The organism is Paenibacillus sp. 1-8, from assembly GCF_056316205.1.
The window spans coordinates 3,252,653-3,278,792 of sequence record NZ_CM149995.1 but is presented as its reverse complement, the minus strand read 5'-3'; the positions used below and the strand labels follow the sequence as shown (position 1 = coordinate 3,278,792).

Here is a 26,140-nt window from a genome sequence, read left to right as displayed (position 1 = left end):
AAGAAGGATGTGGTATGATAAATGAGTCTACTTTACCAGTAGAACTTTATATAAAGTGAGATGAACATTCATGAGCGTAGCCGAATTGAATACGGTCAATATGGCAGAAGTGCTTATTAACGCCTATGAATTGGGCGATATGGTCAACCGGTCCTTTGAGGTATCGGATTATTTATATTGGAAACAGCGTGTGGAATTGAATCCGTCGATTCAGGCGTGTGTACGCAAGCTGGATGCCAAAAAAGAGCTGTTCGCGGAAACGGAACGTTTTGGGCATTTTCACCCAAACTTTCATGAAGCGAAGGATGCAGTGCAGGCTGTCGAACTAGAGCTTGAACAATTTCAGGAGGTTCAGGAGTTCAAACGGGCAGAAAGGGCGTTGGATGATATGCTCCATGCCATGTCCGAAACGATTGCTTATTCTGTGTCTGACACCATTAAGGTGCCGAGCAATGATCCGAACGTGAAAAAGGGTGGCTGCGGTAGCGGAGGCAAGTGCTCCTGCGGATAGGCCACAGGGATGATATCGAATGGAGGGGAGATGAAGCGAATGTTTGCCGAGCGGACAGGGTACATCATTTGGGTAAGCGATATCAAGGCTGCCCGCAATTTGGAGAAATACGGGAATGTCCACTATATTTCGAGGCGTATGCATTATGTTGTCATTTACATGAATGCAGATCGGGCAGAGGATACCGTTAAAAATATTCGCAGGCTTTCCTATGTGCGCAAGGTCGAACGCTCCTTCCGAAATGAGATCAGGACGGAGTATAACGACGATAAGGAAAAATTAAAAGAGTATGAAATATAATCTTTAAATAGTGTGAATTTCGATTTTTCTTAAAAAAGTCGGCCCTTGGGCTGGCTTTTTTTTATGAAGTCAGGACTTTTGCATAATAGTCTTAATGCTGATAGACCTAAAATTATCTTTAAAAATTAGTGATAAACTTCAATTTTGTAACTTGTAGTCCCGGGTCTATTGAGGTAACATATGAATATATTGGTAGATATAAAGACCTATCTGGTGGGGAGAGTGATCCCGTGCGTGACAAGGCAATGCAGCGATGGAGTACATACGAGCCGTTCTACGTAGAGATGGGCGACAAGAAGGTCGCCGATATTGTGATTACAAATCATGCGAAAACACGCTACTTAGACCGTATAGAACAGAAACAGTCCGAAACGAATCATATCGCCGCCTGGCTTTGGGAATGTCTAAAGCAAAACAGGATGGAGTCCTATTATCACAATGAAGAGGATGTATATTTAATTGATGGTGACCTGGTGGTCGTAGCCGAGTTTGGTGAGTTGCCTGGCGAAATGGATATTGCGGGGAACCCGCTCCACAAAATGATTGTCATTACCTTTTTGGGTCGGATGTCAGAGACCATTGAACTGCGGGATTTGAAGTCATACTATTCCTGGTTGCGCCATTCGCGGCGTATGACACTGATGAAAAGCACGCGCAAGCGGAAATAGACGTTGATTTGGCGGAAGGCATATCGTCAAGTATTTTATCTAGCGGAAGTATGCAGGAATCAACTGCATACTTTTTTTATTGTATAGCATCTATAATAAAAAGCCCCTAATTTCAGTATGTTTTCTTGGAAATTCTTCGACAGACGTTATTCTTATGTTAAAATAAGAACATCAGAGGGGAGAGGGCTGTCAGTATGAACTTTCATCAGCTACATATTTTTTATACGGTAGCGGAGCGGGGGAGCTTCTCGGCAGCGGCACAAGCGCTGCATATGACGCAACCTGCCGTGACGATGCAAATTCAGTCTTTGGAAGATTATTTTGGTACGAAGCTACTGCATCGGTCCACCAAAAAAATCGAGCTGTCGGAGGCAGGAGCGACACTGCTGCCTTTTGCGAAAAAAAGCATGCAGCTTATCCGCGAAGCTGATGAGGCGATGTCTGCTTTTACTCACATGCTGGAGGGAAGATTACATATTGGGGCAAGTCTTACGATTGGCGAGTATATTGTGCCGAGAATGCTGGGGCCGTTTGGTCAGGAGTACCCTCATATACGTATGGCGATGAATGTGATGAATACGACTCAAATTATGGATGATATTTTAAAGCATCAGTTGAATTTGGGGCTAATTGAGGCACCGATTCAGCACCCGGATATCGTGGTGGAACCCGTGATGCAGGATGAGCTGAAGCTGATTGTTCCTTCGGGGCATGTACTGGCCAAGGCCAAGAAGGTAGTTCTGGAGGACGTGTTTAAGCATCCTTTTGTAGCAAGAGAAAAGGGGTCAGGTACAAGGCAGGTGATAGAGGATGAGCTGAAAAGCCGTGGTGTTGATGCGTCCCGACTTTCCATCGTTATGGAGATGGGCAGCACTGGGGCGGTCAAATCGGCAGTTGAGGCTGGATTAGGCATTACGATGCTATCGCCTTCTTCGGTGAAGCATGAGGTTACACTCGGATTGCTTAAAATTGTAAATATTTCCGATATCACCTTCAAACGCGAGTTTTATGCCATCCATCTGAAATCAGCACTGCTGCCGATTCCGGTGGTAACCTTTCTGTCATTCTTGCGTCGTCATGATCAGGGAACGGATGTGTCCGGGGATACGGTGAACGAGCTTGCAGAGATGAAAGAGGAGGAGAATGCGTAATGGAGGAGCATACGAATTCGGGACGATACGATTTGCACACTCACACTCAGGCATCTGATGGAATGCAGCCACCAGCGGACAATGTGCGTTGGGCCAAGGAAAAAGGACTGGCAGGGGTTGCAATTACGGATCACGATACGGTAGCCGGGCTGGAGGAAGCTCTTGAGGAAGGGCGGCGATTGGGCATTACAGTGGTGCCGGGTGTGGAAATTAGCACACGGGCGGGCGGTAAGGATATTCATATACTCGGTTATTTTATGGATTACCGTAATGAAGTTTTTTTGGAACGGTTGGAAAAGCTACGTCAGGCGAGGGATGCCCGCAATGATCTGATTTTGAGTCGGCTGCGTAGCCTGGGTGTGGAAATCACACTCGATGAGGTGGTAGCTACGATGGGCAGACCGCTGGCGCCGGATGAAAGCATTGGACGTCCGCATATGGCGGATACGCTGGTACAAAAAGGCTATGCGAAGGATATGAGGGATGCGTTTGACCGTTATTTGGCAGAGGGAGCGCCCGGTTATGTGTCTGTGCCCCGAGTGAAGCCTGCGGAGGCCATAAGCTGGATTCGGGAAGCAAGCGGGGTACCTGTGGTGGCTCACCCTGGATTGTATGGCAATGATGAGCTGGTTCGCTCCATTGTAGAGGAGGCAAAGCCTGCGGGCCTGGAGGTGCGACATTCAGACCATGATGCGGAGGCTGAGAGTCGATACGCCGCGATGGCGGCACACTACGGGCTGATCCCGACTGGGGGCTCGGATTTTCATGGTGCGCGCCAAGGCGTCATTTTTCACGGTGATCTGGGCAGCCGCACTGTGGAGAGTCAGGTTGTGGAGGAATTGAGAAAGGCTGCTGTTGGACAAAAGTAAGTGCACATATTGGCTAACACTAATAGCCCCTTGTTCTGTGCTTGCACACATGAAGTGTGGTTTGCACAAGATAAGGGGCTTTGGGTCGATTCAAGGGACTTGTCCGCTATGCTGTGTTTGGAGGCGGGCGTTCCTGAATGGATAATGGTTTACAATATTTTCCGGTTAGTTTCAGCCGTTTTTGATGCGATTCGGCAGCTTTTTGACCAGATCCTCATTGGGTGTGATAAAGAGCGTACGCTGATGATCATAGATGACAAAGCCGGGTTTGGCTCCGCTAGGCTTGCGCACATGACGGATTAAGGTGGCGTCTACGGGCACGCTGCTGGACTGTTTGGCCTGGCTGAAATAGGCAGCGAGCTGAGCAGCTTCCTCCAGCGTTGCATCTCCGAATTGCTCGGCGCGAATAACGACGTGTGACCCCGGAATATCCTTTGTATGCAGCCACGTGTCATTAGGCCCGGCTAGTCGGTTCGTTACATATTCGTTTTGCAAGTTGTTTTTGCCGACCAGCAGCTCGATGCCTTCAGATGACGTATATACGTGTAAGGTTGGACGGTCAGTTTTCTTCTTTTTCTTCCCTTTTTTGACCCGGTCTCTAAGATAGCCTTGTTGAACCAGTTCTTCACGTATTTCCTCAATATCGTTCATGGAGGCATGAGCCAGTTGCTGTAGGAGATTGTCCATATACCGAATTTCTTCGTGTGTTTTCTCCAGTTGTTCATCAATGACAGCCAGGCTGTTTTTATATTTATTGTACTTTTTGAAGTACCGTTGCGCATTATCCGATGGGCCCAGCAACGGGTCCAGCGGGATGGTCATCGGACGCTGTTCTTCATCATAAAAGTTGGTGAGCGTCACTTCCTTGTCGCCCTTCTTCACTTCATGCAGCGAAGCGAACAGCAGCTCCCCATAAATGCGAAATTGATCGGCATCCTCCGCCTCAGCTAAATCCTGATGCAGATGGTCGAGTTTTTTTACGTTTTTACTCCGTTCGTTTTGCAGGAAGCGCAGCAGGTCGCTGACCTTTTGCTTGACCGTATCCCGTTCTGCTTTTTCACCGAAAAAGTCCTCCATACACTCACTGATCGTAGTGTATTCTTTGCGCTCTCCTTGAATCAACGTGAGGGGAATGGCTGAAAATATCACTTTTTCCTGTGCGTTCAGACCGGATACTGGCTGAAAACGATGATTCCGCACGTCGTCCATGATGTGACTGAATGTATTCCACAGCGGACGATAATCGTCAGCAGGTGCTTCGTTGGAAACTCGGGTCAGCATCTCCTCGGCAATGAGGGGACTCAGTCCAGTAAAGGTGTTCACGATCCAGCGTTTGGGAGCTTCTTCGGCTTCGATAGCTGTCTGATATGAGGATGCAAAAGCCGTTTCTTCCGTTTCCAGCGGATTCAGCTTGTTTTGTTCAGGAGGCTCCGTGTATTGAAAGCCTGGCATGATGATCCGATAGCTGCTGATGGACGGTGTGACATGATGGATGCCGTCCAGCATAACGCCTGTTTCCGGGTCAAGCAAAATAATGTTGCTGTGTCTGCCCATCAGTTCAATGATAATCCGCTTGAGTGAAATATCCCCCAGCTCATCGCGCTGACGCACATCCATGTGAATAATACGTTCCATACCTACCTGAGTAATTTTCTCGATGATACCACCTTCGCAGTGCTTGCGAAGCAGCATACAGAACATAGGGGCCTCCGTCGGATTGAGAAAGCTTTGTTCTGTAAAATGTACACGCGGGAATGTCGGGTTGGCCGACAGCAGCAGCTTGACGCTCCCACCTTGAGCCCGCAGATTCAGTAAGATATCGTGATCGTTCGGCTGATGTATTTTATTGATGCGCCCGCCCCGGATGCCTTGCAGCTCGTGTACGATAGCGCGGGTTACGATTCCGTCCAATGCCATAATGTCTGTTCTCCTTTGAAGCAAATATTTTTGCCTTCCTTCTATGATACATAACTTTGGGACAAAACTTAAGCGGCATTGTGATATTTCAGGTCCTGTCCGAATAGATTGAATCTAGAAAGTCTGTCCAGCTTATCAGCATTCGTGGCACAAAAACGCAATAACGGGCAGCCATCCTACGCACTACCGACGGAAACGGACTATCTGACCGGGAGGGAATTGGGGAGAATGGAACAAGCACACTGGCACCAATTAAGCAATGAACAGCTTTCAACAAGCCTGGAAGTCGACCCGAAGCAGGGTCTTTCGGAGGAACAGCTTGCGGAAAGAAGAGAAAGGTCGGGATGGAATGAGCTGAGCGAGGGGAAGCGTGTCTCGCCGATCCTGCTGCTGCTGAATCAGTTCAAGGATTTTATGATGCTCGTACTGATGGGAGCCACACTGATATCCGGCCTGCTCGGCGAATATCTGGATGCGATTACCATTATTGCTATTGTTGTGCTGAATGGAATTCTTGGTTTTGTGCAGGAGTTTAGAGCGGAACGTTCACTTCGAGCTTTGAAGCAACTGTCCGCTCCGACCGCTAAAGTACTGCGGGGAGGCAAACGGATTCAGATTCAGGCCAGAGAGCTGGTACCGGGTGATATCGTGCTATTGGAAAGCGGCGATCGTATTCCCGCGGATATAAGATGGCTGAGCACGAACGGCTGCGATGTGGAGGAATCCGCCCTGACTGGCGAATCGGTTCCAGTGAGCAAGCATTGCCGCCCTATTCATGCCGCCGAGGTACCGCTGGGAGATCAAAAGAACATCGGCTTTATGGGCACCATGATAACCAGAGGTACAGCTCAGGGGGTCGTTATTCGTACAGGTATGAATACGGAAATGGGCAAAATCGCAGACTTGATCCAAAATACGGAGTCTCAGGAGACCCCGCTACAGCACAGACTGGAGCAACTGGGCAAAATTCTGATCATCGTAGCACTGGCGTTAACGGTGCTTGTCGTCGTTGCAGGTATCCTGCATGGACAGCCAGCGATGAGTATGTTCCTGGCCGGGGTGAGCTTGGCTGTAGCGGCTATACCGGAAGGCTTGCCTGCCATTGTGACGATTGCGCTCGCCTTGGGCGTGCAGCGTATGATCAAACGCAAGGCGATTGTGCGTAAGCTGCCTTCCGTTGAAACGCTCGGATGTGCGTCTGTCATATGCTCCGACAAAACGGGTACGCTGACCCAGAACAAAATGACGGTTACCAAGCTATGGGTGGACGGTCGCTTCTGGGGAGTGACGGGAGAGGGCTATGACCCGCACGGACATATTATGGACAGGGATACTCCTGCGGATCTCAAAAACGGACAATCACTTCGCAGACTGCTGCAAGCAAGCGTGCTGTGCAACAACGCGGAAATTGTTCAAGCCGACATGGATGAGCTGCGTTCGAAAAAGAAAGCCAAGGAGGCGACGCCGACCGCTGTTTGGGAGCTGAAAGGCGATCCGACGGAGGGGGCGCTTGTCACGTTAGCCGCCAAGGGCGGGGTTACGCGTCAAGGGCTGTATGAGCTGTATACACGGGAACGCGAATTTCCTTTTGACTCGGAGCGGAAACGGATGTCTGTACTTGTACGGCATCAGGGAGGGCAGATCGTCTTTGCCAAAGGCGCGCCGGATGTGCTGTTGGGTCAGTGCTCCTACATTTTATGGGAAGGAAATGTCGTTCCCCTGACGGGCACGTTGCGCCAAAAGGTGCTGGCAGCCAACGAAGGAATGGCCTCAGAGGCACTACGTGTACTCGGCGTCGCTTACCGGGATATCCGCTCGCATGAGCGTGTCGTCTCGGTGGAAGAGGCTGAGAATCAGCTCATCTTCATTGGCCTCACAGGCATGATTGATCCGCCGCGCCGAGAGGCCCGCGAAGCCATCGGCAAGTGCCGACGTGCAGGTATCCGCACCGTGATGATTACGGGCGATCACGGTACAACGGCCGAGGCCATTGCGCAGCAGCTAGGCATTTTTCAGCGCGGCTCGCATGTGCTGACTGGACAGCAGCTGTCTGTGATGGATGATGCGGCGCTGGACAAAGCAGTTGACATTGTCTCCGTGTATGCACGGGTGTCCCCGGAGCATAAGCTGCGGATTGTCAAATCGCTGCAAAGACGTGGGCATGTCGTAGCCATGACCGGAGATGGCGTGAATGACGCGCCAGCGATCAAGGCGTCGGATATCGGTATTGCGATGGGCATTACGGGAACAGACGTGACCAAGGAAGCGGCTGCGCTCGTGCTCAGCGACGATAATTTCTCGACGATTGTAGCGGCGATTGAGGAAGGGCGGAACATTTACGAAAATATTCGTAAATTTATCCGTTATCTGCTTGCCTCCAATGTCGGTGAAATTTTGACGATGTTTTTCGCGATGATGGCCGGTCTGCCATTGCCGCTACTTCCGATTCAGATTTTATGGGTGAACCTGGTGACCGACGGGCTTCCGGCGATGGCTCTGGGTGTGGATCAGCCGGAAAAGGATCTCATGGAGCACAAGCCACGCGGCGCGAAGGAAAATATTTTCGCCCGCCGTCTCGGGTGGAAAATCATTAGTCGCGGCCTACTGATCGGCTTATGTACGCTTGCGGCTTTCTGGCTGACGCTGCGTATCGCGCCTGATGACGCAGGACAACTGGTCAAGGCACAGTCGGTCGCCTTCGCTACGTTGGTGCTGGCACAGCTCATTCATGTGTTCGATTGCCGCAGTTCCCGTTCTATTTTCCACCGTAATCCGTTTCAAAATAGTTATCTCGTACTTGCCGTGCTGTCATCGGTAGTACTGATGCTGGTGGTTATGTACGTACCTGTGCTGCAACCTATTTTCAAAACGGTGCCGCTCGGCTTCCGCGAATGGGCGCTTTCCATTGTCGCTGCCGGTATTCCGACCTTCCTGATGGGGGCGGGAAGCGTATGGGGCGGCAGACGCAACCATCGTCGTGGCGGACATACCCGCTTAGCTCCGGGACGTACGAAGTTTTCGGCTTAAGCTTCCGGCTCTACTCGGGTACAGACACCCATGTATCACTTCTCCCTTTTTGCTCTGTATGCTATCATGGAATCAAAGCTTCATAAAGGAGCATGAAATTAGCAGCAACGACGGGGGGAAGCTATGGAATTCACAAAAATGCACGGATTGGGTAATGATTTTATCGTTTGGTTTGGGCATCAGGAATTGCCTTCTGACGCTTCGGAATTGGCTGTTCGGCTGTGTGACCGACATTTTGGTGTCGGCGCTAACGGTCTGGTATATATATTGCCATCTGAAAAAGCGGATTTCTGCATGCGCATTATCAATTCGGACGGCTCGGAGGCTGAGCAATGTGGAAATGCCATCCGTTGTGCAGCCAAATATGTGTATGACCGCAAGCATATCAACCGTGAACAGATTACGATCGAGACGCTGGGTGCGGGTGTGCAGAAGGTTGAACTGACTGTAGAGAACGGACTTGTGCGTATGGTGAAGGTAGATATGGGAGAGCCGATTCTGGAGGGTTTGAAAATTCCTACTACGCTGGATCTGGCTAGTGTCATCAACCAGTCCATCGAAGCTGGAGGCAACGGCTTTCGTTTTACAGCTGTATCTATGGGCAATCCGCACTGTGTCATTTATGTTGAGGATGCGCCAAGCTTTGATCTGGAAGCCTGGGGGCCGAAGCTGGAATGCCATCCGTTGTTCCCCAAAAAAACAAATGTTGAGTTCGCTACGGTACGAAGCCGGGACCAAATTGACATGAGAGTATGGGAGCGGGGAGCCGGGCCTACGTTGGCATGTGGAACTGGAGCCTGTGCTACGCTTGTAGCGTCTGTACTGAACGGATACAGTGACCGCCGCGCGATTGTCAGCCTAAAGGGCGGCGATCTGGATATCGAATGGAACGAGAATGACAATCATGTATATATGACAGGTCCGGCTGAGGTTGTGTACGATGGTCGTTTGTCCTGAAATAAGCGAATATAGCGAGGGATAAAGAATGATATAGGTAAGTGTGATGAAGACCTTAGCGGGTCTTCTTTTTTTCGCCTTTTTTCGTGTGAAATGAAGGGAATACGGGGAGCGAAGCAACATTCTGTCTTTTTTTGACGTCTGAACCATGTATAATATAGAAAATGAGAAAACGATAAGGAGGCCGTTCATGGTGCGGAAATTTCGTTGGATTTCAGCGTTTGCAGCCCTTATATTTGTAGTCGCCGCGCTTCCGGCTCAGGCCGCGATCGTTCCTGCTACTGCGGAAAAAACGACTGATAAGCAGGTCGGCTCGCTAACCCCTACTGTCGTGAAACGTTTGGAAAAGGCAGTACAGGAACTCATCAGTACGAAGACGGCATTTCAATTTGACGATGTGACGGATATGGGTAAAACCTGGATTGTCGAGGGCGGACTGGAGGATGGAACAGCTACGTTTCAGACGGAATATAATAAGGAAAAAAACAGAGTGGATTCTACAACCGTTCGATATAAAATAAGTAGCTTGGCAAAGGCGATGGACGCGCCACTCAAAACTAAAGTGCTGAACAGCGCCAAAGCGTTTGATAGCAAGCGTCCCATGCAATTTGAGGCATTCTGGCGGGTCAAATCCCCTTTCCAGTCTAACAAGCCTTCGAATTATTGGGTATTCTGGGGTGCAGGGGAAAAGGCTTCCTCATTATACGTTGATGTGGATCGCGGCAACAGCATCACCATTAATGCCGACTACCCGCTGAAGCAGGTGGACCCTGTGTTGCTAAAGCGTGCGGCGAACAGCTTCAAGCGCGTTAGCGGACAGCGTATCACGGTGCAGCATGCTTCACGTTACAAGGACGAGGCAAAGGGGCTTTCTTATTGGTCGTTTGAGGATGCAAACGAGGCGAGTGAGGTCAAAATTGGCGCAGTAACCGGCAAAGTGCTGGCTGTATCCACCTTTGGGGTGGACTGGAACGATGACGCGGATTTCAAAAAGTCGTTTGCCAGCCCGAAATATACGGCCTCTGAAGCTTTGAAGCTGACTAAGCCCAAGGTTCAACTGTTATTTAACATCGATTTATCCGATTATAATGTGGGAATCCAAGGAAATGCATATACATTTTCCAAAAAGCAAAAGGGAACGCCCTCTATTGTGGGTAAAGTGAATAAAAAAGGAACTTTTTATGCATTCTCTCTTCATTCTTCTGGTGGGAAATTGCAATAAATGTAGTAGAAAATAGCAATGATGAGTCAAGTTGCTTCGCTCCTGATCGCATAATAATGGGGAGCGGGGTGGCTTTTTTTGTTTTTGGCTTATGTTTGCAGTCTCTTTATGTTACATTAGTATGAAAATAAAGAGCGGGGTGGAGAAGAGGATATGAAACCGGATTTGCGTACTGTACTGGATCGTGAAATTATTGTCGGAGACGGCGCAATGGGAACCTTTTTATATCAGCTTGGATTTCCGGTAAATACGTCTTACGAAGAGCTGAATATTACGTCGCCTGACGTCATATCAGACGTGCATCGTCAGTATTTACAAGCGGGAGCACGGTTGCTGGAGACCAATACGTTTTCTGCAAACGATTATAAGCTGGCCCGATTCGGGCTGGAATCCAAGGTGGAAGAAATTAACCGTGCCGGGGTGAGAATTGCCAGAGCAGCGGCTGGCCCGGAGCATTATGTGGTGGGTGCGGTAGGTTCCATATGCGGTGGCAAACGGCTTAATATATCCAAGGCAGAGCTGGCACGTAACTATGATCAGCAGATTGATGCACTTCTCTCCGAAGGGGTAGACGGCATTTTGTGCGAAACGTTCTATTCGCTGGATGAAGTGCGCATTGCGCTTCGTGGTGTACGTAAATACAGTAGCATTCCGGTGATTTGTCAGTTCGCGGTCGATCAGGTTGGTCGTACACAGGACGGCTTTTCGGTGGCGGAGGCTTTTATGGTGTTGCGTAATGAGGGGGCGGATATTCTCGGATTTAACTGCCACTCCGGTCCGCAGGGGATTATGAGCGTGATGGAGCAACTGGATGGTCCGCTGTCTGTACCGCTGTCGGTATATCCTAATGCGGGTCTGGCGGATTATGTGGATGGTCACTATGTGTATGGTGCATCGCCTGAATATTTTGGGGAATGCGCCGCTTCCTTCGTAGAGCTGGGTACGAGAATCATCGGTGGCTGCTGCGGTACCACACCAGAGCATATCTCAGCCATTTCTAAAGCTTTGAATGGTTTGCAGCCTCCTCCGCTGGCTCCAAGAGAGTTACTGCCAGATGGGCCAGTCATTGTGGCTGAGCCGGAACAGATTGCACGTGAAGGGGAACGGGGCAACGGTAGAAACGCCAGCGAACCCAACATTGTGGAATTGGTCAAGGAACGGCATACGGTCATTGTAGAGCTTGATCCTCCGCGCGATCTGGACATTACGCGGTTCATGCAAGGGACACAGGCGTTGAAAGCGGCCGGGGCCGATGCGCTTACGCTGGCAGACAATTCACTTGCGGTTACTCGCATGAGTAACATGGCGCTTGGACATCTGGTGAGCCTTGAAACGGGCTTGCGCCCGTTAATTCATATTGCCTGTCGTGACCGTAACCTGATTGGTACCCAGTCCCATATGATGGGCTTTGATGCGCTGGGCATTGATCATGTATTGGCCGTTACGGGAGATCCGGCGCGGTTCGGTGATTTGCCGGGTGCCAGCTCGGTGTATGATATGACTTCTTTTGAAATTATACGTATGATCAAGCAGTTGAATGACGGTATCGCTTTTTCTGGCAAGCCACTCAAGCAAAAAGCTAATTTTGTGGTGGGTGCCGCCTTTAATCCCAATGTCAAGCATTTGGGTAAAGCTGTGCAGCGGCTGGAGAAGAAAATTGCTTCCGGTGCGGATTACATTATGACCCAGCCCGTTTACGACCGCGAACTGATTATATCCATGGCGGAACAGACTCGTCATTTAGAGGTGCCGATTTTTATCGGTATTATGCCGCTGGCCAGCGGGCGTAATGCGGAGTATTTGCACAACGAGGTACCCGGCATTCAGTTGTCCGACGAGGTTCGTGCGCGTATGTCTGGTCTGGAGGGTGCAGAAGGCCGCGCAATGGGCGTAACCATTGCCAAGGAGCTGCTTGATACGGCGATGGAGCATTTTAACGGTATCTATTTAATGACTCCATTTATGTTCTATGAAATGACGGCTGAGCTGACTTCTTATGTATGGCAAAAATCCAGCCGTGTGCAGGCCCCCTTGTTTCGACTATAATAATCAATTACAATAGTATAATGGATGTGATGCCGATGTCATTGAGTATGACCGGATACGGTCAAGCCATCCTTCATTATGAAGGCTGTAAAGTGCGCTTGGAGCTGAAATCGGTGAATCACCGCTATTGCGAAGTGATGATGAGGATTCCACGCGAATGGACTCGTTATGAAGATGGCTTGAGAAGAACGGTTCAACAGCAGATCAAGCGCGGCCGTGTCGACGTCTTCATTCACAGGGAACGTGATGAAGAACAGATACTCGCCGCACGGTTGAATGACACTGTAGTGCAGGCTTACTTGCATGCAGCGGAGCAGCTGGCGGATCGGTACGGCGTGAAGGGAACGTTGGGTATAAGCGATATTCTTGCGTTGCCTGACGTTCTGGGTGAGCCCGGTGAGGCTTGCGATGGAGAGGAAGAGGGCTGGGAAGAGCAGCTTCAGCAAGCTTTGAATGAAGCATTGCAAGGACTGCTGGACATGAGAAGACGAGAAGGCGGGCATTTGGCGCAGGATGTGGAATCCCGCATTTCGCGTCTGGAATCCCTGCATCATGAAATGACGGTGCTGGCTCCTCATGTTGTGAGCGACTACCGTAACAGGCTAAAACACAGGCTTACTGAGCTTCAGGACGGTTCATTTACGCTTGATGAGCATAAATTCGGAATGGAGATTGCTTTATTCGCGGATCGCAGCAGTATTGATGAGGAGCTTACCCGGCTTCAAAGTCACTTTGGGCAATGCAGGGGATTGCTGCTGTCGGACGAGCCAGCCGGCCGCAAATTAGATTTTTTAATCCAGGAAATGAACAGGGAAGTCAACACGATCGGCTCTAAGGCCAACCATCTTGTGCTAGTTAATTTAGTCGTGGAGATGAAGGCGGAGCTGGAAAAAATTCGTGAGCAGGCTGCAAACATCGAGTAGCTACCTGGTAGCGGCACGGCTGCAATAGTCACATGTATAGGGGGAAAGACCTGAATATGGCAATCAAATTGATCAATATTGGCTTCGGCAATATCGTGTCGGCCAACCGAATTATCTCCATCGTCAGTCCGGAGTCTGCTCCGATCAAGCGGATTATACAAGAAGCCAGGGACCGTCATATGTTGATTGACGCTACCTATGGCCGCCGGACACGGGCTGTTATTATAACGGACAGTGATCATGTGATTTTGTCTGCGGTGCAGCCGGAAACGGTCGCTCATCGACTATCCACTAAAGATGATGACAATGACGAATAAAAATGGAGTGTACTATGGCTAAGGGATTATTATTTGTATTATCCGGACCTTCGGGTGTCGGCAAAGGAACGGTAGGCAACGCACTGCGTGAAAAACTGCCGGAATTGACATACTCCGTTTCCGCGACAACCCGCTCGCCCCGCACGGGTGAACAGGACGGAGTTAACTACTTTTTTAAGTCGCGTGAACAGTTTTTGGGTATGATTGAACGGGATGAGCTGCTGGAGCATGCAGAGTACGTCGGTAACTATTACGGCACTCCGCGTGATTTTGTAGATCAGACGCTTGCGCAGGGGAAAGATATTTTTCTGGAGATTGAGGTTCAGGGAGCGCTCAAAGTGAAGGAGAAATTTCCTGATGGCATTTTCATTTTCCTGCTCCCGCCTTCGCTGGATGAATTGAAGGACCGGATTCGGGGACGGGGTACAGAAACTCAGGCAACCATTGATCACCGCATGTCGGTAGCTGTGGATGAAATGAATCTGTTGCGTCACTATGATTATGCGGTTGTCAATGATGAGATTGATTTCGCTTGTAAACGAATAGAATCCATTATTATCGCCGAACATTGTAAGGTCCATCCATAAACGAGGACTTTACATATGCCAAGCGTATTTAAAGAGAAAGTTACTATACAAGCTGAACTCGAAAATGTACACTGGAGTTCAGCTTGTATAGTCCCAAAACTACATGAAGAGGTGTCTATTCGTGCTGTATCCTTCCATTGATGAATTGATGAAAAAGGCAGATAGTAAGTATTCGTTGGTTGTAGCGGCTTCACGCCGTGCCAGACAGTTGCGCGAGGGTGAAAAGACGACTCTCAAGAATCCTAAATCCCACAAGCAAGTTGGAGTGGCGTTGGAAGAGATTTACGCGGATCATCTGCGTCTTGAAAGCGGCGAAGACGAATAAGAATTATAGACAATTATTATAACCGGGCGCAATGCCAATTCCTTTGACAACCGCAAGGTTGTTATTTTTTTCGGTCAGGGGGAGTTAACGATGTTAAAGGGGAAAGTCATTATTCTTGGTATTACCGGCGGTATTGCCGCTTATAAAGGGGCTGCGCTGTGTAGTAAGCTAACGCAAAAGGGAGCCGAGGTTCATGTGATTATGACGGCATCGGCGAAGGAGTTTATTACTGAGCTTACGCTTCAGTCGCTCTCTCGTAATCCGGTATACAGTGACACGTTTGATGAAAGAGAACCGTCCGTCGTATCCCATATTCATCTGGCGGACAAGGCGGATCTGGTGTTGGTTGCTCCTGCAACTGCGAATATTATCGGGAAAATGGCGCATGGACTCGCTGATGATATGCTGTCTACAACGCTGTTGGCTACGACAGCACCTATTATGGTAGCACCTGCTATGAACGTGCATATGTACACTCATCCCGCAGTAATGCAAAATATGGAGACGCTCGTATCCCGCGGTGTCATGATGATTGAGCCGGGTGAAGGATTGCTGGCTTGTGGTTATGTTGGCAAAGGGCGGCTGGAAGAGCCTGAAACCATCGTACAAACGGTGGAACGATTTTTTGAGCAGCAAGTGCAGGAAAGTCAGGGTGTCACTAGTAAGTTGGAGCCACGCTGGTTTGGCGGAGAGACTGTGGATTCGGGTGGATCATCGCAAGGCTCGCTGCTGAATGGCGATGAACGGCTGCTGTCAGGCAAAAAAGTGATTGTAACTGCTGGAGGCACGATCGAGAGGATTGATCCGGTACGTTATATAACGAATGATTCTTCCGGTAAAATGGGCTTTGCCATCGCAAAAGTGGCTCAGGAGTTGGGTGCCGATGTGCATTTGATTGCTGCAAATACAAGCGCGGAGCCTCCTGTGGGCATTTCGATTGAAAAAGTTCAGTCCGCTGACGACATGTATAGCGCTGTGCTCAGACAGTGGGAAGAGAGCGATTTGGTCGTGATGGCTGCTGCGGTTGCAGACTATCGACCGCGTGAGGCGGCACAGACCAAAATTAAAAAGAAGGATAGTACATTTACACTGGAGTTAGTGAAGAATGTCGATATTCTGGAGTCACTCGGACGCAGCAAGAAGCATCAATTTTTAATCGGCTTTGCTGCGGAAACCGGGAATCTGGAGACGTATGCCATGGATAAGCTGGAACGGAAAAATTGTGACCTTCTCGCAGCTAACGATGTAACTGCTGATGGAGCAGGCTTTGGCGTCGATACGAATGCTGTACAAATTTACGACCGCGGAGGGATGGTAGAACGTATTCCTGTGCAGTCGAAGGAAGAAGTAGCGCGTAAGCTGCTTGCGATTGCGGCTGAACGTATGGGCGGGGTGTTGCATTAATGGAAATGGGCAATTTAGTTGCCAAAGTCATTGTCGATGTGCCCGCCAAGGATACGGATCGTACTTTTGATTATCTGATCCCGGAGTCGATGCGGCCATGGATTGAGCCGGGTAGCCGAGTTGCAGTGCCGTTCGGCAAACGGACGGTGCAGGCTTTTGTCATCTCGGTAGTACCTGCTGAGGAGCCGCCGAAATATCGGATGAGGGCGATACAGGAGCTGCTGGATTTGGTACCGCCCTTGTCTCCGGATCTGGTAGAACTGGGTAAATGGATGAGCGAACGCTATGCCTGCAATCAGATTATGGCGCTGCAAGTGATGATTCCTACAGCGTTAAAGGGCAAGGCCGAACGTTATATTTCTATCGCTGAGCAGCATGAGTTCACAGATCATTCGCCTGCTGCTGACGTTTTGAATTACGGTTCAGAAGCGGATACACATCGAACCATGCGGCCGGATATGAGGGGAGAACCCGAATGGGCTCTCCTTATCGATGATGGCATGAGCGACCCGGCTGAACGCCAGATTGTCAGCTTTATTCAGGAGAAGGAGCAAGTCCCGCTTCAGCAGCTAAGTCGCCGTTTCCCCGAAGAAGCGGAGGTTATTAAATCGCTGTTGCGCAGGGGGGTGCTTCAGGAGAGTCAGGTTATTAAAGACAAGCTTGGCAAGAAGACCATGAAAGCCGTGGATTTGGCTATCAGCATAGAAGAGGCATCAGCGGCGCTGGAACAGTTTTCGGCCAAAGCGCAGCGTCAGCGGGAGGTACTTGCTTTTTTGCTGGAACGTAGCGAGTTTCTGCCTCTGCCGCTGAAGGAAGTCATGACCTCGCTTAGTGTATCAGCCGCAACGGTCAAGGCGCTTGAGGATAAGGGCTATGTGGTGCTTGAGGATGTAGAGGTGTTCCGCGATCCTTATCGGGGTAGAAACTTCAAACCTACGCAGCCATTGCCGCTCACCGAAGAGCAGCAATACGTGTATGAACGGATCATTCGGCAGTTGGATACGCGTGAGCAAGGAGCTTATTTGCTTCATGGAGTTACGGGCAGTGGTAAGACGGAAATTTATTTACAGACGATTCAGCGCTGTATCGAGCAGAATCGTCAGGCGATTGTACTGGTTCCGGAAATATCGTTAACACCACAAATGGTAGAGCGCTTTAAAGGTCGCTTTGGCGATCAGGTGGCGGTGATGCACAGCAGACTGTCCGGGGGCGAACGTTACGACGAGTGGCGCAAAATACGCGAGGGTCGTGTGAAGGTGGCGATTGGCGCTCGCTCGGCTGTGTTTGCGCCTTTTCGTGAACTGGGTCTTATTATTATGGATGAGGAACATGAAACCTCCTATAAGCAGGAAGAGACACCCAAATACCACGCGCGTGACGTGGCCGTACGCAGAGCCCATCAGCATGGGGCAGTGGTTATTCTTGGCTCGGCTACGCCGTCGCTGGAAAGCTATTATGCGGCTCGCTCGCAAAGCAGTGACGAGTTTGCGCCGCTGCTGCTTGAAATGCCGACTCGCGCACTAGGAAACTCATTACCCGAGGTGCATATCATGGATATGCGCGAGGAACTGCGTGCTGGCAACCGTTCCATGTTCAGCCGCGCATTGCATAACGGAATCGCAGAGCGGCTGGAGCGCAAGGAACAGACAGTATTGCTGCTGAATCGGCGCGGACATTCCACGTTCGTCATGTGCCGTAGCTGCGGCTATGTGGCGGGTTGCCCGCATTGCGATATTTCGCTCACATATCATCAGCGTTCGAATAATTTACGTTGCCATTACTGCGGCTATTCTGAGCCCGTGCCTCAGGTCTGCCCGGAATGCGGTAGTGAGCATATTCGCTACTTTGGCACAGGTACTCAGCGAGTGGAAGAGGAACTGGCAAAGCTGTTTCCCGGTATACGTGTCGTGCGGATGGACGTCGATACAACGACGGAGAAAAATGCCCATGAAAAGCTGCTCAAGCAATTTCGTGATAAAAAAGCGGATGTACTGCTCGGCACCCAAATGGTTGCCAAAGGACTGGATTTTCCCGATGTGACGCTGGTAGGTGTCATTACAGCGGATTCGGCGCTTAATTTACCGGATTTTCGGGCTGCGGAAAAGACATTCCAGTTGTTAACACAGGTAGCCGGACGCGCCGGACGGCATCAATTGCCCGGAGAAGTGTTCGTGCAAACCTATACACCGGAGCATTATTCGGTTATTCACGCGAGTCGGCACGACTACGGTTCTTTTGTCAGGGAAGAATTGAAACACCGCCGTAATCTGCATTATCCACCGTATTGCCGTCTCATTTTGGTGACCTTTTCTCATGAACAGCTCCCGGTACTGGTTCGACTGGCTGAGAACTATTCAGCCACTCTACAGGGGAGGGCGAGACAAAGGGGCTGGTTCGGCAATATGGATCGGCTTACATCGGATGTGCTTGACATTTTGGGACCTGTAGCTTCACCGATTTCGAGAATCAAGAATAGATACCGATTTCAATGTATGATAAAATGGCGTGGAAATATAGACGCGATTGGTCTGGCTCAGCAGGTGGCTGATGAAATGGCGGAATCCGCACAGGCCCAAAAGCTGCTGATCAGTCTGGATGTCGATCCGCAAATGCTTATGTAGCGTATGCGCAAAAGTTTTCGGCACAGTTAATGCGGACAAGCCGTCCGTACATAGGATAATGTAGCAGTCGCGCTTGTTGTGAATACGACGAAGCTTAAATGAAGGATAAAGAGGAAGGTGTTCTATTGTCATGTCAATTAGAATTATAGTGTTGGAACCGGATGATGTGTTGCACAAAGTAGCAAAGGAAGTTACTAAAATCACACCTAACGTGCAAAAGCTACTCGACGATATGGCAGATACCATGTATGAAGCGGAGGGAGTGGGTCTTGCTGCTCCGCAGGTAGGTATTTTGAAGCGACTAATCGTTGTGGATGCTGGAGATGAGCACGGTTTAATTAAAATGATTAATCCTGAAATTGTGTCCGAAGAAGGCGAGCAATTTGGTGCGGAGGGCTGTTTGAGCATTCCTGGCTTAAATGGTGATGTGCGTCGTGCCGAGAAGGTTACTGTCAAGGGGCTGGACCGCGATGGTAAGGCGATTACAGTGACAGCGACAGGATTGCTTTCTCGTGCTTTTCAACATGAAATTGACCATTTGGACGGAGTTTTGTTCACGGATATTGCGGAAAAAGTATATGAGGTTGCTCCGGAACAGCCAGGACCGAACCGTCAGACAGGAGAGTGAGGTTCGATGAGTCAAGACATTCGTATCGTCTTTATGGGCACGCCGGATTTCGCTGTGCCTTCGTTGAACATGCTGCTGGACAATGGCTACAACGTAGTCGGTGTTATTACGCAGCCGGATAAGCCGCAGGGACGGAAAAAAATATTGACGCCTACGCCAGTCAAGGAAGCAGCGGAGAAGCGCGGGTTGCCCGTGCTTCAACCGACCCGCCTGCGCCAGCCGGAAGCGGTGGCTCAGGTGGCGGAGCTGCATCCTGATCTGATCGTGACAGCGGCCTATGGGCAGATTTTGCCTAAATCCGTATTGGATTTGCCCCGTTTTGGCTGCCTGAATGTGCATGGTTCGCTGCTTCCCCGTTATCGGGGAGGGGCGCCAATTCAGCGTGCCATTATTAACGGCGAAACTGTTACGGGCGTGACGCTGATGTATATGGCGGAAGGACTGGATACTGGCGATATGATATCGCGGGTTGAGGTTGCTATTGAACCGGAGGATACATCCGGTACGATTTTTGAGAAGCTGAGCATAGCTGGATCGAAGCTTTTACAGGATGAGCTGCCCAAGCTGCTGGCAGGGCAATCGGGTCGTACACCGCAAAACGATGATGAGGCAACCTATGCCCCGAACCTGAACCGCGACGATGAGCGTATTCCTTGGAATGATAGTGCGCAGCAAATATACAACCGGATTCGCGGGCTGGTTCCGTTTTCCGGTGCATTTACGCTGTGGGAAGAAAATGTTTTTAAAATATGGGCGGCTGAGCGGCCTTCCATCCATAGTGATGCAGCTGGTGCAAATGCTCCGGCACCCGGGACAGTTCTGCAATTGACTGCCCGTGGCATTGAAGTACAGACGGGCAATGGTACCATGTGGCTGACACAGGTGCAGCCGGCAGGCAAGAAGGTTATGGAAGCCGGGAACTTTGCGCGTGGCGGTCAGATGAAGCCGGGCACGGTGCTCGGGTGAGCGGCGGTCACTCCCGTCAGGGAGGCCAAGGCAGGGAGGCTGGTGCCAGAGCAGGCAAGACTCGTAACCAGACGGCTAGGGAAGTTGCGTTGGACGTGCTGACGGGAGTTGAGCAGGAGGGTGCATATAGCAACCTTGAGCTAAACCGTCGGCTTCAACAGGCGGGTTTGTCCGCGAGTGACGCTGGCTTGGCGACGGAACTTGTATACGGTACAGTTGCACGCCGAAATACGCTGGATTATTTTCTGAACAAGTTTGTTCAGAAAGGAACGGCCAAGCTTCAGGCTTGGGTACGTTCGTTGCTGCGAATGAGTGTGTACCAGATCGTATATCTGGATCGTATCCCGGATCATGCAGTCGTTAGTGAAGCAGTTACCATTGCCAAGCGGCGTGGACACCAGGGGATTTCGGGGATGGTCAACGGCGTGCTGCGCAGCATGCTGCGTGAGCCGGACAAGCTTCGCATTCCTGACGGGCTGTCAGCCGAGGAACGGATTGCATTGGAGCATTCCCATCCACAGTGGCTGGTTAAGCGCTGGATCAAGCAATACGGTGTGGATATTGCGGAAGCCATCTGCCGCGCTAATAATGAGCCACCTGCGGTCAGCGTGCGGGTGAACACGACAATGACCAGTCGTGATCAACTCTTGAACGAGATGATTGCGAAAGGGGTGGATGCTGTTCCATCGGCGGTTAGCCCTTACGGAATTGTCGTTCGCAGCGGCGGAAATATGGCGCTCACTTCCTGGTATACAGACGGTTTGCTGTCCGTGCAGGATGAAAGCTCCATGCTCGTCGCCGAGGCGGTTGCGCCTGAGCCAGATATGCTGGTACTGGATTGCTGCGCTGCTCCGGGCGGCAAAACAGCTCATATGGCTGAGTTAATGAAGGATCAGGGCCGGATTATCGCCAACGATCTGCATGCTCACAAACATCGGCTAATCCAGGAACAGGTAGATCGGCTAGGGCTGGATGCCGTGGAAACGGTCACCGGGGACGCACTTGAGTTGAAAAATCGTTATGCTCCGGCATCATTTGACCGCGTCTTGCTGGACGCGCCATGCTCCGGTTTTGGAGTGATCCGCCGCAAGCCTGACTTGCGCTGGAGTAAAACTCTCCAGGATGTTCGTGACATCACGCAGCTCCAGCATGAGCTACTGGACAGCGTAGCTGAGCTTTTGAAGCCGGGCGGTATTCTGGTGTACAGTACATGCACAATTGAACCGGATGAAAATGAGGGACAAATCACTCGCTTTTTAAGTAAGCATCCCGAGTATGAGCTGGCAGAAGGACATTCCTTCCCAGACGTAGCTGACGGCATGGACCATGCTCAGCCAGGCTCGGTACAGCTGTTGCCGCAGCATTTTCACAGCGACGGATTTTATATCGCGCGTCTGCGCCGGGTGAAGTAGTTCGTAAGAATCCCGCAGGCAGTCAACCACCAACATTTCCACATTCCGCCGGATATCATCCGGCGGTTTTTGCATTGAGATGAAAAATTTTTACCCCCTCCGGGATTTGTGCTAAAATAGGAAGAATGAAAAACACTGTCTGTGAGAATTAAACAGAACTTAATGAAGAAGGAACGGGTGCAAACATTGATGAAACCTTTTATATATGATTTAACTCTGGAGGAGTTGCAGGACTGGGCCAAGCGTAATGGCGAGCCTGCTTTTCGCGGAGGACAAATTTTTGACTGGCTGTATGTAAAGCGGGTCAATGATTTCAGTGAGATGACGAATTTGTCCAAGTCGCTAAGAGAGAAGCTCGAGGACCAGTTCAGCTTTGTGACGCTTCATGAAATTACAAAGCTGGAGTCGAAGGACGGTACGGTAAAATTCCTGTTTGGTCTGCATGATGATCATGCTATCGAGACAGTTATTATGAGACACAATTACGGAAATAGTATTTGTGTAACGACTCAAGTGGGCTGCCGGATCGGCTGTACATTCTGCGCTTCGACGCTTGGGGGACTCAAACGTAACTTGACTGCCGGTGAAATTACCGCGCAGGTCGTTCAGGCACAGAAAATTTTGGATAAGACGAATGAGCGTGTGAGCAGCATCGTCATTATGGGCTCGGGTGAGCCTTTTGAAAATTATGAAGCGACCATGACATTTTTACGTACGATGATTCATGAAAAGGGCCTCAATATTGGTCAGCGTCACATCACGGTGTCGACCAGCGGTATCGTGCCGAATATTTACAAATTCGCGGACGAGGATACCCAGATTAATCTGGCAATATCCATTCATGCGCCTAATGATGCGCTTCGTTCGAAGCTGATGCCTGTAAACCGGCGTTATCCTTTTCAGGATGTTATGGAATCGCTTCGTTACTATCTTGCTAAAACAGGCCGGAGAATTTCGTTTGAATATGCCTTGATTGGCGGAGTGAATGATCAGGCGGAACATGCCGAAGAACTGGCGGACGTGCTGAAGGACATGCTGTGCCACGTCAACCTGATTCCGGTTAACCATGTACCTGAGCGCAAGTATGTGCGCACATCGCGCAGCGATATTTTCAATTTCCAGCGCATTCTTGCCGAGAAAGGCGTCAATGTGACGATCCGGCGTGAGCAGGGTCATGATATCGCCGCTGCGTGCGGCCAGTTGCGTGCAAAGCATATGGAGTTGGGGTGAGACCATTTGATCAAAACAGTTCATGTCAGCCACGTCGGACGTGTGCGTTCGGTGAATGAGGATTCTGCCTGGATCAGGCACTTGGAGCAGGGATATATTCTGGGAATTGTTGCCGATGGCATGGGCGGGCATTTGGCCGGTGATACGGCCAGCCGCCTCGCGGTAGAAACACTTGCCGCTGATTTGGCGACGCTGGAGAGCGGGTTATCCACGCATTCTTTGACAGCGGCGCTTAGCGACGCTATTTTGCATGCTAATGAAGTTATCTTCCAGACGGCTGCACACGATGACAAGTATCATAATATGGGGACAACGGTTGTAGCCGTTTTGCTAAACGATGCCTCCGGGATTATCGGACATATCGGGGACAGCCGTGCCTATGTGATTTCTAATGGAGTGGTACGTCAGATTACGGAAGATCACACACTGGTCAATGAGTTATTCAAAAACGGTCAGATCAGCAAGGAAGAGCGGGAGAACCATCCCCGCCGCAATGTGTTAACACGGGCGCTGGGCACTGATTCCGAGGTGCAGGTGGATATTGACTCCATTTCCCTGGAAAAAGGAGATGTGCTGTTACTGTGCAGCGACGGGCTGAGTAATCTGGTGACGGAGGAGCAAATTAGTAAAGTAGTAGGTGCCGCCGAGAACCCTCTGGAGGAACGAGCGGATCGTCTGCTGCATCTGGCGCTGCTTGCCGGAGGCGACGACAACATCACGGTAGCTTTGTTTGAATTGCCCGATGACACAGCTTCATTGAGTGAAAAGGGGTGTGACGCATGATCGGGCACCTGCTTGGGGGAAGATACGAAATTATTGAGCGCATCGGCGGCGGCGGTATGGCGCTGGTGTACAAGGCTCAAGACATTCTGCTGAATCGTAATGTGGCGGTCAAGGTGCTGCGTCAGCAATTTGTCCATGATGATGAATTTATTCGCCGGTTTCGGCGTGAGGCGCAGTCTGCGGCCTCGCTTTCCCATCCGAATGTGGTCAGTATTTATGATGTCGGCCAAGAGGATGAAATCCATTATATTGTAATGGAGTGCGTAGAAGGCAAAAATCTGAACGAAATTATTAAGGAACGTGCCCCACTGCAAGTGGATGAAGCGGTACGGATCGCTTCTCAAATTTGTGATGCACTGGAGCACGCTCACCAAAATCAGATTATTCACCGGGACATTAAACCGCATAATATATTGATCGGGCGCAACGGACGGGTCAAGGTAACCGATTTTGGGATTGCTAGAGCTGTCACGTCAACGACGATTACCCAGACAGGCTCTGTGGTGGGCTCTGTCCATTACTTTTCACCTGAGCATGCGAAGGGAGTCGTCACCGGCGAGAAATCGGACTTATATTCTCTAGGGATTGTCTTATACCAAATGCTGACGGCGCAGCTTCCTTTTCTGGGAGAAAGTCCGATCAGTGTAGCGCTCAAGCATCTGCAAGAGGAATTTGAGGAACCGCGCAAAATTAATCCGTTGATTCCGCAAAGTGTAGAAAACGTCATTTTAAAATCCATGCGTAAAAATCCGGAGGAACGTTATCAATCTGCGGATGAAATGCTAAAGGATTTGGAGACATGTCTGCTGCCGGGACGCCGTAATGAATCGAAACTGGAATTTACACATTTGGATGACGAGGATCAAACGCGGGTTATTCCGGCTATTAAGCCTCAGCAAATGGGAATGTCCTCCCGTGGAGACGACGAGCCTGCCCAATCCGGCGATTCTGAAAAGCTTCAGAGCAAGCAAACGGCTAAAAAAAGTAAAAAGAAGCCGATCTTGTGGATCACGCTGGTGCTCGTGTTGCTTCTTTGTATGGGTGGCGTAGTGTACTATGTGCAAAATTTGCTCGTCGTTCCTGACGTTGTAGTGCCGAATGTGTTGACCAAGACCGAGGACCAGGCCAAGTTGTTGATCAGTCAGTCCGGGTTGACCGTTAAGGACCCGATTAAGCATGAATATAAGGACGGGGTTGCACCCGGAGTTGTTTTCTATCAGAGCTATCCACAGGAATCTGTGGTTAAGAAGGGAACAGAAATTGAACTGAAAGTCGGGGTTGCCAAGCCGCTGACTCCGATGCCGGATGTCAAAGGGCAGAGCTATGATGCTGCTGTCAAGCTGTTGACCTCCCAGCAGATCAAGGAGACACAGATTCAGCGGAATGAGCAGTTCAGTGATCAGGCGGTGGGAACCGTCCTAAGTCAGACACCAGCGGCGAATGAGTCCTTTGATAAAGATACGGTACAGGTGGTGCTGACGGTCAGCAAGGGCGCTGCTACCGTGAAAATGCCAAATCTGGTGGGCAAGACGCAGAAAGAAGCGGAAAATGAGGTCAAAAGTGCTGGATTGAAGGTTGGCTCGGTCAAAGAGGAATTCAGCTATGAGCAGGAAAAAGGCAAAGTAACTAAGCAGTGGCCGTCAGAGGCTGGCAGTGATTTGCCTCCAAATACGGAAATTACTTTTTATGTAAGCACTGGTTATCCGCCAGAAGCGATTACACTGCCATTTAATGTGCCAGTTGCGCCGAAGGAAGAGGGTAAAAACAGCAAGATTCGTATCACTTATACGGATGCACGTGGAGAAAACCAGGAATGGGGAAGCCGTACGATTAATACGACACAAGTGTTCACTATTAATCTGTTGCTGGCTCCGAACAAGGACAGTGTTGTCTCTGTATACAAAGATGGACAATTTGTCGATACGTATCCCGTTTCTTATATTGACGCGAAGAATGGAACGGTGACGATGCCTCAAATCGCTCCGCCTGCTGGAACTACACCGACGGATACGCCAGAAGGTACTTCTCCACAGAATGGCAGTGGAAGCGGCGAACAAGGGAATAGCGGGGATACTTCAAATGATAGTGATAATAACGGGGGGGACTCGATCAATCAGGATGGCACCGAAGGTAATGGTGAACCGTCCGCTCTTGCCCCCGAAACGGGCTCCACGGGCGTAACACGTGGTGAGTTTGCTGTTAAACACACAAACCATTCAGGTAAGGAAACGGGCCTCCACAAAAAATAGGGTTAAGTCATTGAGGCTGTAAAGCAC

At 50.2% G+C, this 26,140-nt stretch carries 22 protein-coding genes; 21 read left to right on the top strand and 1 reads right to left on the bottom strand.

The window, feature by feature from the left end:
• Positions 1 to 70: 70 nt before the first annotated feature.
• The 5 genes from AC0WRU_RS14880 to AC0WRU_RS14860 all read left to right on the top strand — a co-directional run bounded on the left by AC0WRU_RS14880 (position 71) and on the right by AC0WRU_RS14860 (position 3,499).
• On the top strand, positions 71 to 511 hold the full coding sequence (locus AC0WRU_RS14880) for a YlbF/YmcA family competence regulator (protein ID WP_025684235.1): 441 nt from the start codon (positions 71 to 73) through the stop codon (positions 509 to 511).
• A 39-nt stretch (positions 512 to 550) separates the two neighbouring features.
• Complete coding sequence (locus tag AC0WRU_RS14875) at positions 551 to 811, top strand: YlbG family protein (protein ID WP_014282311.1); 261 nt, start codon at positions 551 to 553, stop codon at positions 809 to 811.
• A 230-nt stretch (positions 812 to 1,041) separates the two neighbouring features.
• Positions 1,042 to 1,479 carry a hypothetical protein gene (locus tag AC0WRU_RS14870; RefSeq protein WP_025684234.1) on the top strand — a complete coding sequence of 146 codons (438 nt, stop codon included), beginning with the start codon at positions 1,042 to 1,044 and terminating at the stop codon, positions 1,477 to 1,479.
• 194 nt (positions 1,480 to 1,673) lie between these two features.
• A complete protein-coding gene (locus tag AC0WRU_RS14865; RefSeq protein ID WP_476125346.1) occupies positions 1,674 to 2,630 on the top strand; it encodes a selenium metabolism-associated LysR family transcriptional regulator in 957 nt (318 codons plus the stop codon).
• Entirely contained in the window at positions 2,630 to 3,499 is an 870-nt protein-coding gene (locus tag AC0WRU_RS14860; protein WP_476125345.1) for a PHP domain-containing protein, read from the top strand. Before AC0WRU_RS14865 ends, AC0WRU_RS14860 begins: the two co-directional genes overlap by 1 nt.
• A 171-nt stretch (positions 3,500 to 3,670) precedes the next feature.
• Here AC0WRU_RS14860 and AC0WRU_RS14855 read toward each other — a convergent pair whose 3' ends face one another.
• The gene (locus tag AC0WRU_RS14855) at positions 3,671 to 5,416 is read right to left on the bottom strand and encodes an Rqc2 family fibronectin-binding protein (protein ID WP_476125344.1); all 1,746 of its coding nucleotides are present in this window, start codon (positions 5,414 to 5,416) and stop codon (positions 3,671 to 3,673) included.
• A 228-nt stretch (positions 5,417 to 5,644) separates the two neighbouring features.
• On the opposite strand from AC0WRU_RS14855, the gene AC0WRU_RS14850 reads away from it, so the two are divergent.
• The 16 genes from AC0WRU_RS14850 (at position 5,645) to pknB (ending at position 26,113) form a co-directional block, all read left to right on the top strand.
• Entirely contained in the window at positions 5,645 to 8,443 is a 2,799-nt protein-coding gene (locus AC0WRU_RS14850; RefSeq protein ID WP_476125343.1) for a calcium-translocating P-type ATPase, SERCA-type, read from the top strand.
• Positions 8,444 to 8,566: 123 nt separating this feature from the next.
• A complete protein-coding gene (dapF, locus tag AC0WRU_RS14845) occupies positions 8,567 to 9,400 on the top strand; it encodes a diaminopimelate epimerase (RefSeq protein ID WP_476125342.1) in 834 nt (277 codons plus the stop codon).
• A gap of 193 nt (positions 9,401 to 9,593) precedes the next feature.
• Positions 9,594 to 10,622 (top strand): hypothetical protein, encoded by a 1,029-nt coding sequence (locus AC0WRU_RS14840; RefSeq protein ID WP_476128654.1) that lies wholly within the window; start codon positions 9,594 to 9,596, stop codon positions 10,620 to 10,622.
• A 153-nt stretch (positions 10,623 to 10,775) separates the two neighbouring features.
• Positions 10,776 to 12,668 carry a bifunctional homocysteine S-methyltransferase/methylenetetrahydrofolate reductase gene (locus AC0WRU_RS14835; RefSeq protein WP_476125341.1) on the top strand — a complete coding sequence of 631 codons (1,893 nt, stop codon included), beginning with the start codon at positions 10,776 to 10,778 and terminating at the stop codon, positions 12,666 to 12,668.
• 35 nt (positions 12,669 to 12,703) lie between these two features.
• The gene (locus tag AC0WRU_RS14830; protein WP_476125340.1) at positions 12,704 to 13,591 is read left to right on the top strand and encodes a YicC/YloC family endoribonuclease; all 888 of its coding nucleotides are present in this window, start codon (positions 12,704 to 12,706) and stop codon (positions 13,589 to 13,591) included.
• A 56-nt stretch (positions 13,592 to 13,647) separates the two neighbouring features.
• Entirely contained in the window at positions 13,648 to 13,908 is a 261-nt protein-coding gene (remA, locus tag AC0WRU_RS14825) for an extracellular matrix/biofilm regulator RemA (RefSeq protein ID WP_005548256.1), read from the top strand.
• A 14-nt stretch (positions 13,909 to 13,922) separates the two neighbouring features.
• Positions 13,923 to 14,495, top strand: a complete 573-nt coding sequence (gene gmk, locus AC0WRU_RS14820; RefSeq protein WP_025684225.1) for a guanylate kinase — start codon at positions 13,923 to 13,925, stop codon at positions 14,493 to 14,495.
• A gap of 121 nt (positions 14,496 to 14,616) precedes the next feature.
• Complete coding sequence (rpoZ, locus tag AC0WRU_RS14815) at positions 14,617 to 14,820, top strand: DNA-directed RNA polymerase subunit omega (protein ID WP_476125339.1); 204 nt, start codon at positions 14,617 to 14,619, stop codon at positions 14,818 to 14,820.
• Between the two features lie 90 nt (positions 14,821 to 14,910).
• Positions 14,911 to 16,224, top strand: a complete 1,314-nt coding sequence (gene coaBC / locus AC0WRU_RS14810) for a bifunctional phosphopantothenoylcysteine decarboxylase/phosphopantothenate--cysteine ligase CoaBC (protein WP_476125338.1) — start codon at positions 14,911 to 14,913, stop codon at positions 16,222 to 16,224.
• Positions 16,224 to 18,845: a primosomal protein N' gene (gene priA / locus AC0WRU_RS14805; protein WP_476125337.1), complete on the top strand. Its 2,622-nt coding sequence runs from the start codon at positions 16,224 to 16,226 to the stop codon at positions 18,843 to 18,845. Before coaBC ends, priA begins: the two co-directional genes overlap by 1 nt.
• Positions 18,846 to 18,975: 130 nt before the next feature.
• Entirely contained in the window at positions 18,976 to 19,473 is a 498-nt protein-coding gene (gene def / locus AC0WRU_RS14800; protein ID WP_476125336.1) for a peptide deformylase, read from the top strand.
• A 6-nt stretch (positions 19,474 to 19,479) separates the two neighbouring features.
• Positions 19,480 to 20,439 (top strand): methionyl-tRNA formyltransferase, encoded by a 960-nt coding sequence (gene fmt, locus AC0WRU_RS14795; RefSeq protein WP_476125335.1) that lies wholly within the window; start codon positions 19,480 to 19,482, stop codon positions 20,437 to 20,439.
• Complete coding sequence (gene rsmB, locus AC0WRU_RS14790; RefSeq protein WP_476128653.1) at positions 20,436 to 21,851, top strand: 16S rRNA (cytosine(967)-C(5))-methyltransferase RsmB; 1,416 nt, start codon at positions 20,436 to 20,438, stop codon at positions 21,849 to 21,851. Before fmt ends, rsmB begins: the two co-directional genes overlap by 4 nt.
• Before the next feature lie 189 nt (positions 21,852 to 22,040).
• Positions 22,041 to 23,081 (top strand): dual-specificity RNA methyltransferase RlmN, encoded by a 1,041-nt coding sequence (gene rlmN, locus AC0WRU_RS14785; protein ID WP_025684218.1) that lies wholly within the window; start codon positions 22,041 to 22,043, stop codon positions 23,079 to 23,081.
• Between the two features lie 6 nt (positions 23,082 to 23,087).
• Entirely contained in the window at positions 23,088 to 23,864 is a 777-nt protein-coding gene (locus AC0WRU_RS14780; protein ID WP_476125334.1) for a Stp1/IreP family PP2C-type Ser/Thr phosphatase, read from the top strand.
• Positions 23,861 to 26,113, top strand: coding sequence for a Stk1 family PASTA domain-containing Ser/Thr kinase (pknB, locus tag AC0WRU_RS14775; RefSeq protein ID WP_476125333.1), 2,253 nt, complete (start codon positions 23,861 to 23,863; stop codon positions 26,111 to 26,113). Before AC0WRU_RS14780 ends, pknB begins: the two co-directional genes overlap by 4 nt.
• Positions 26,114 to 26,140 lie beyond the last annotated feature (27 nt).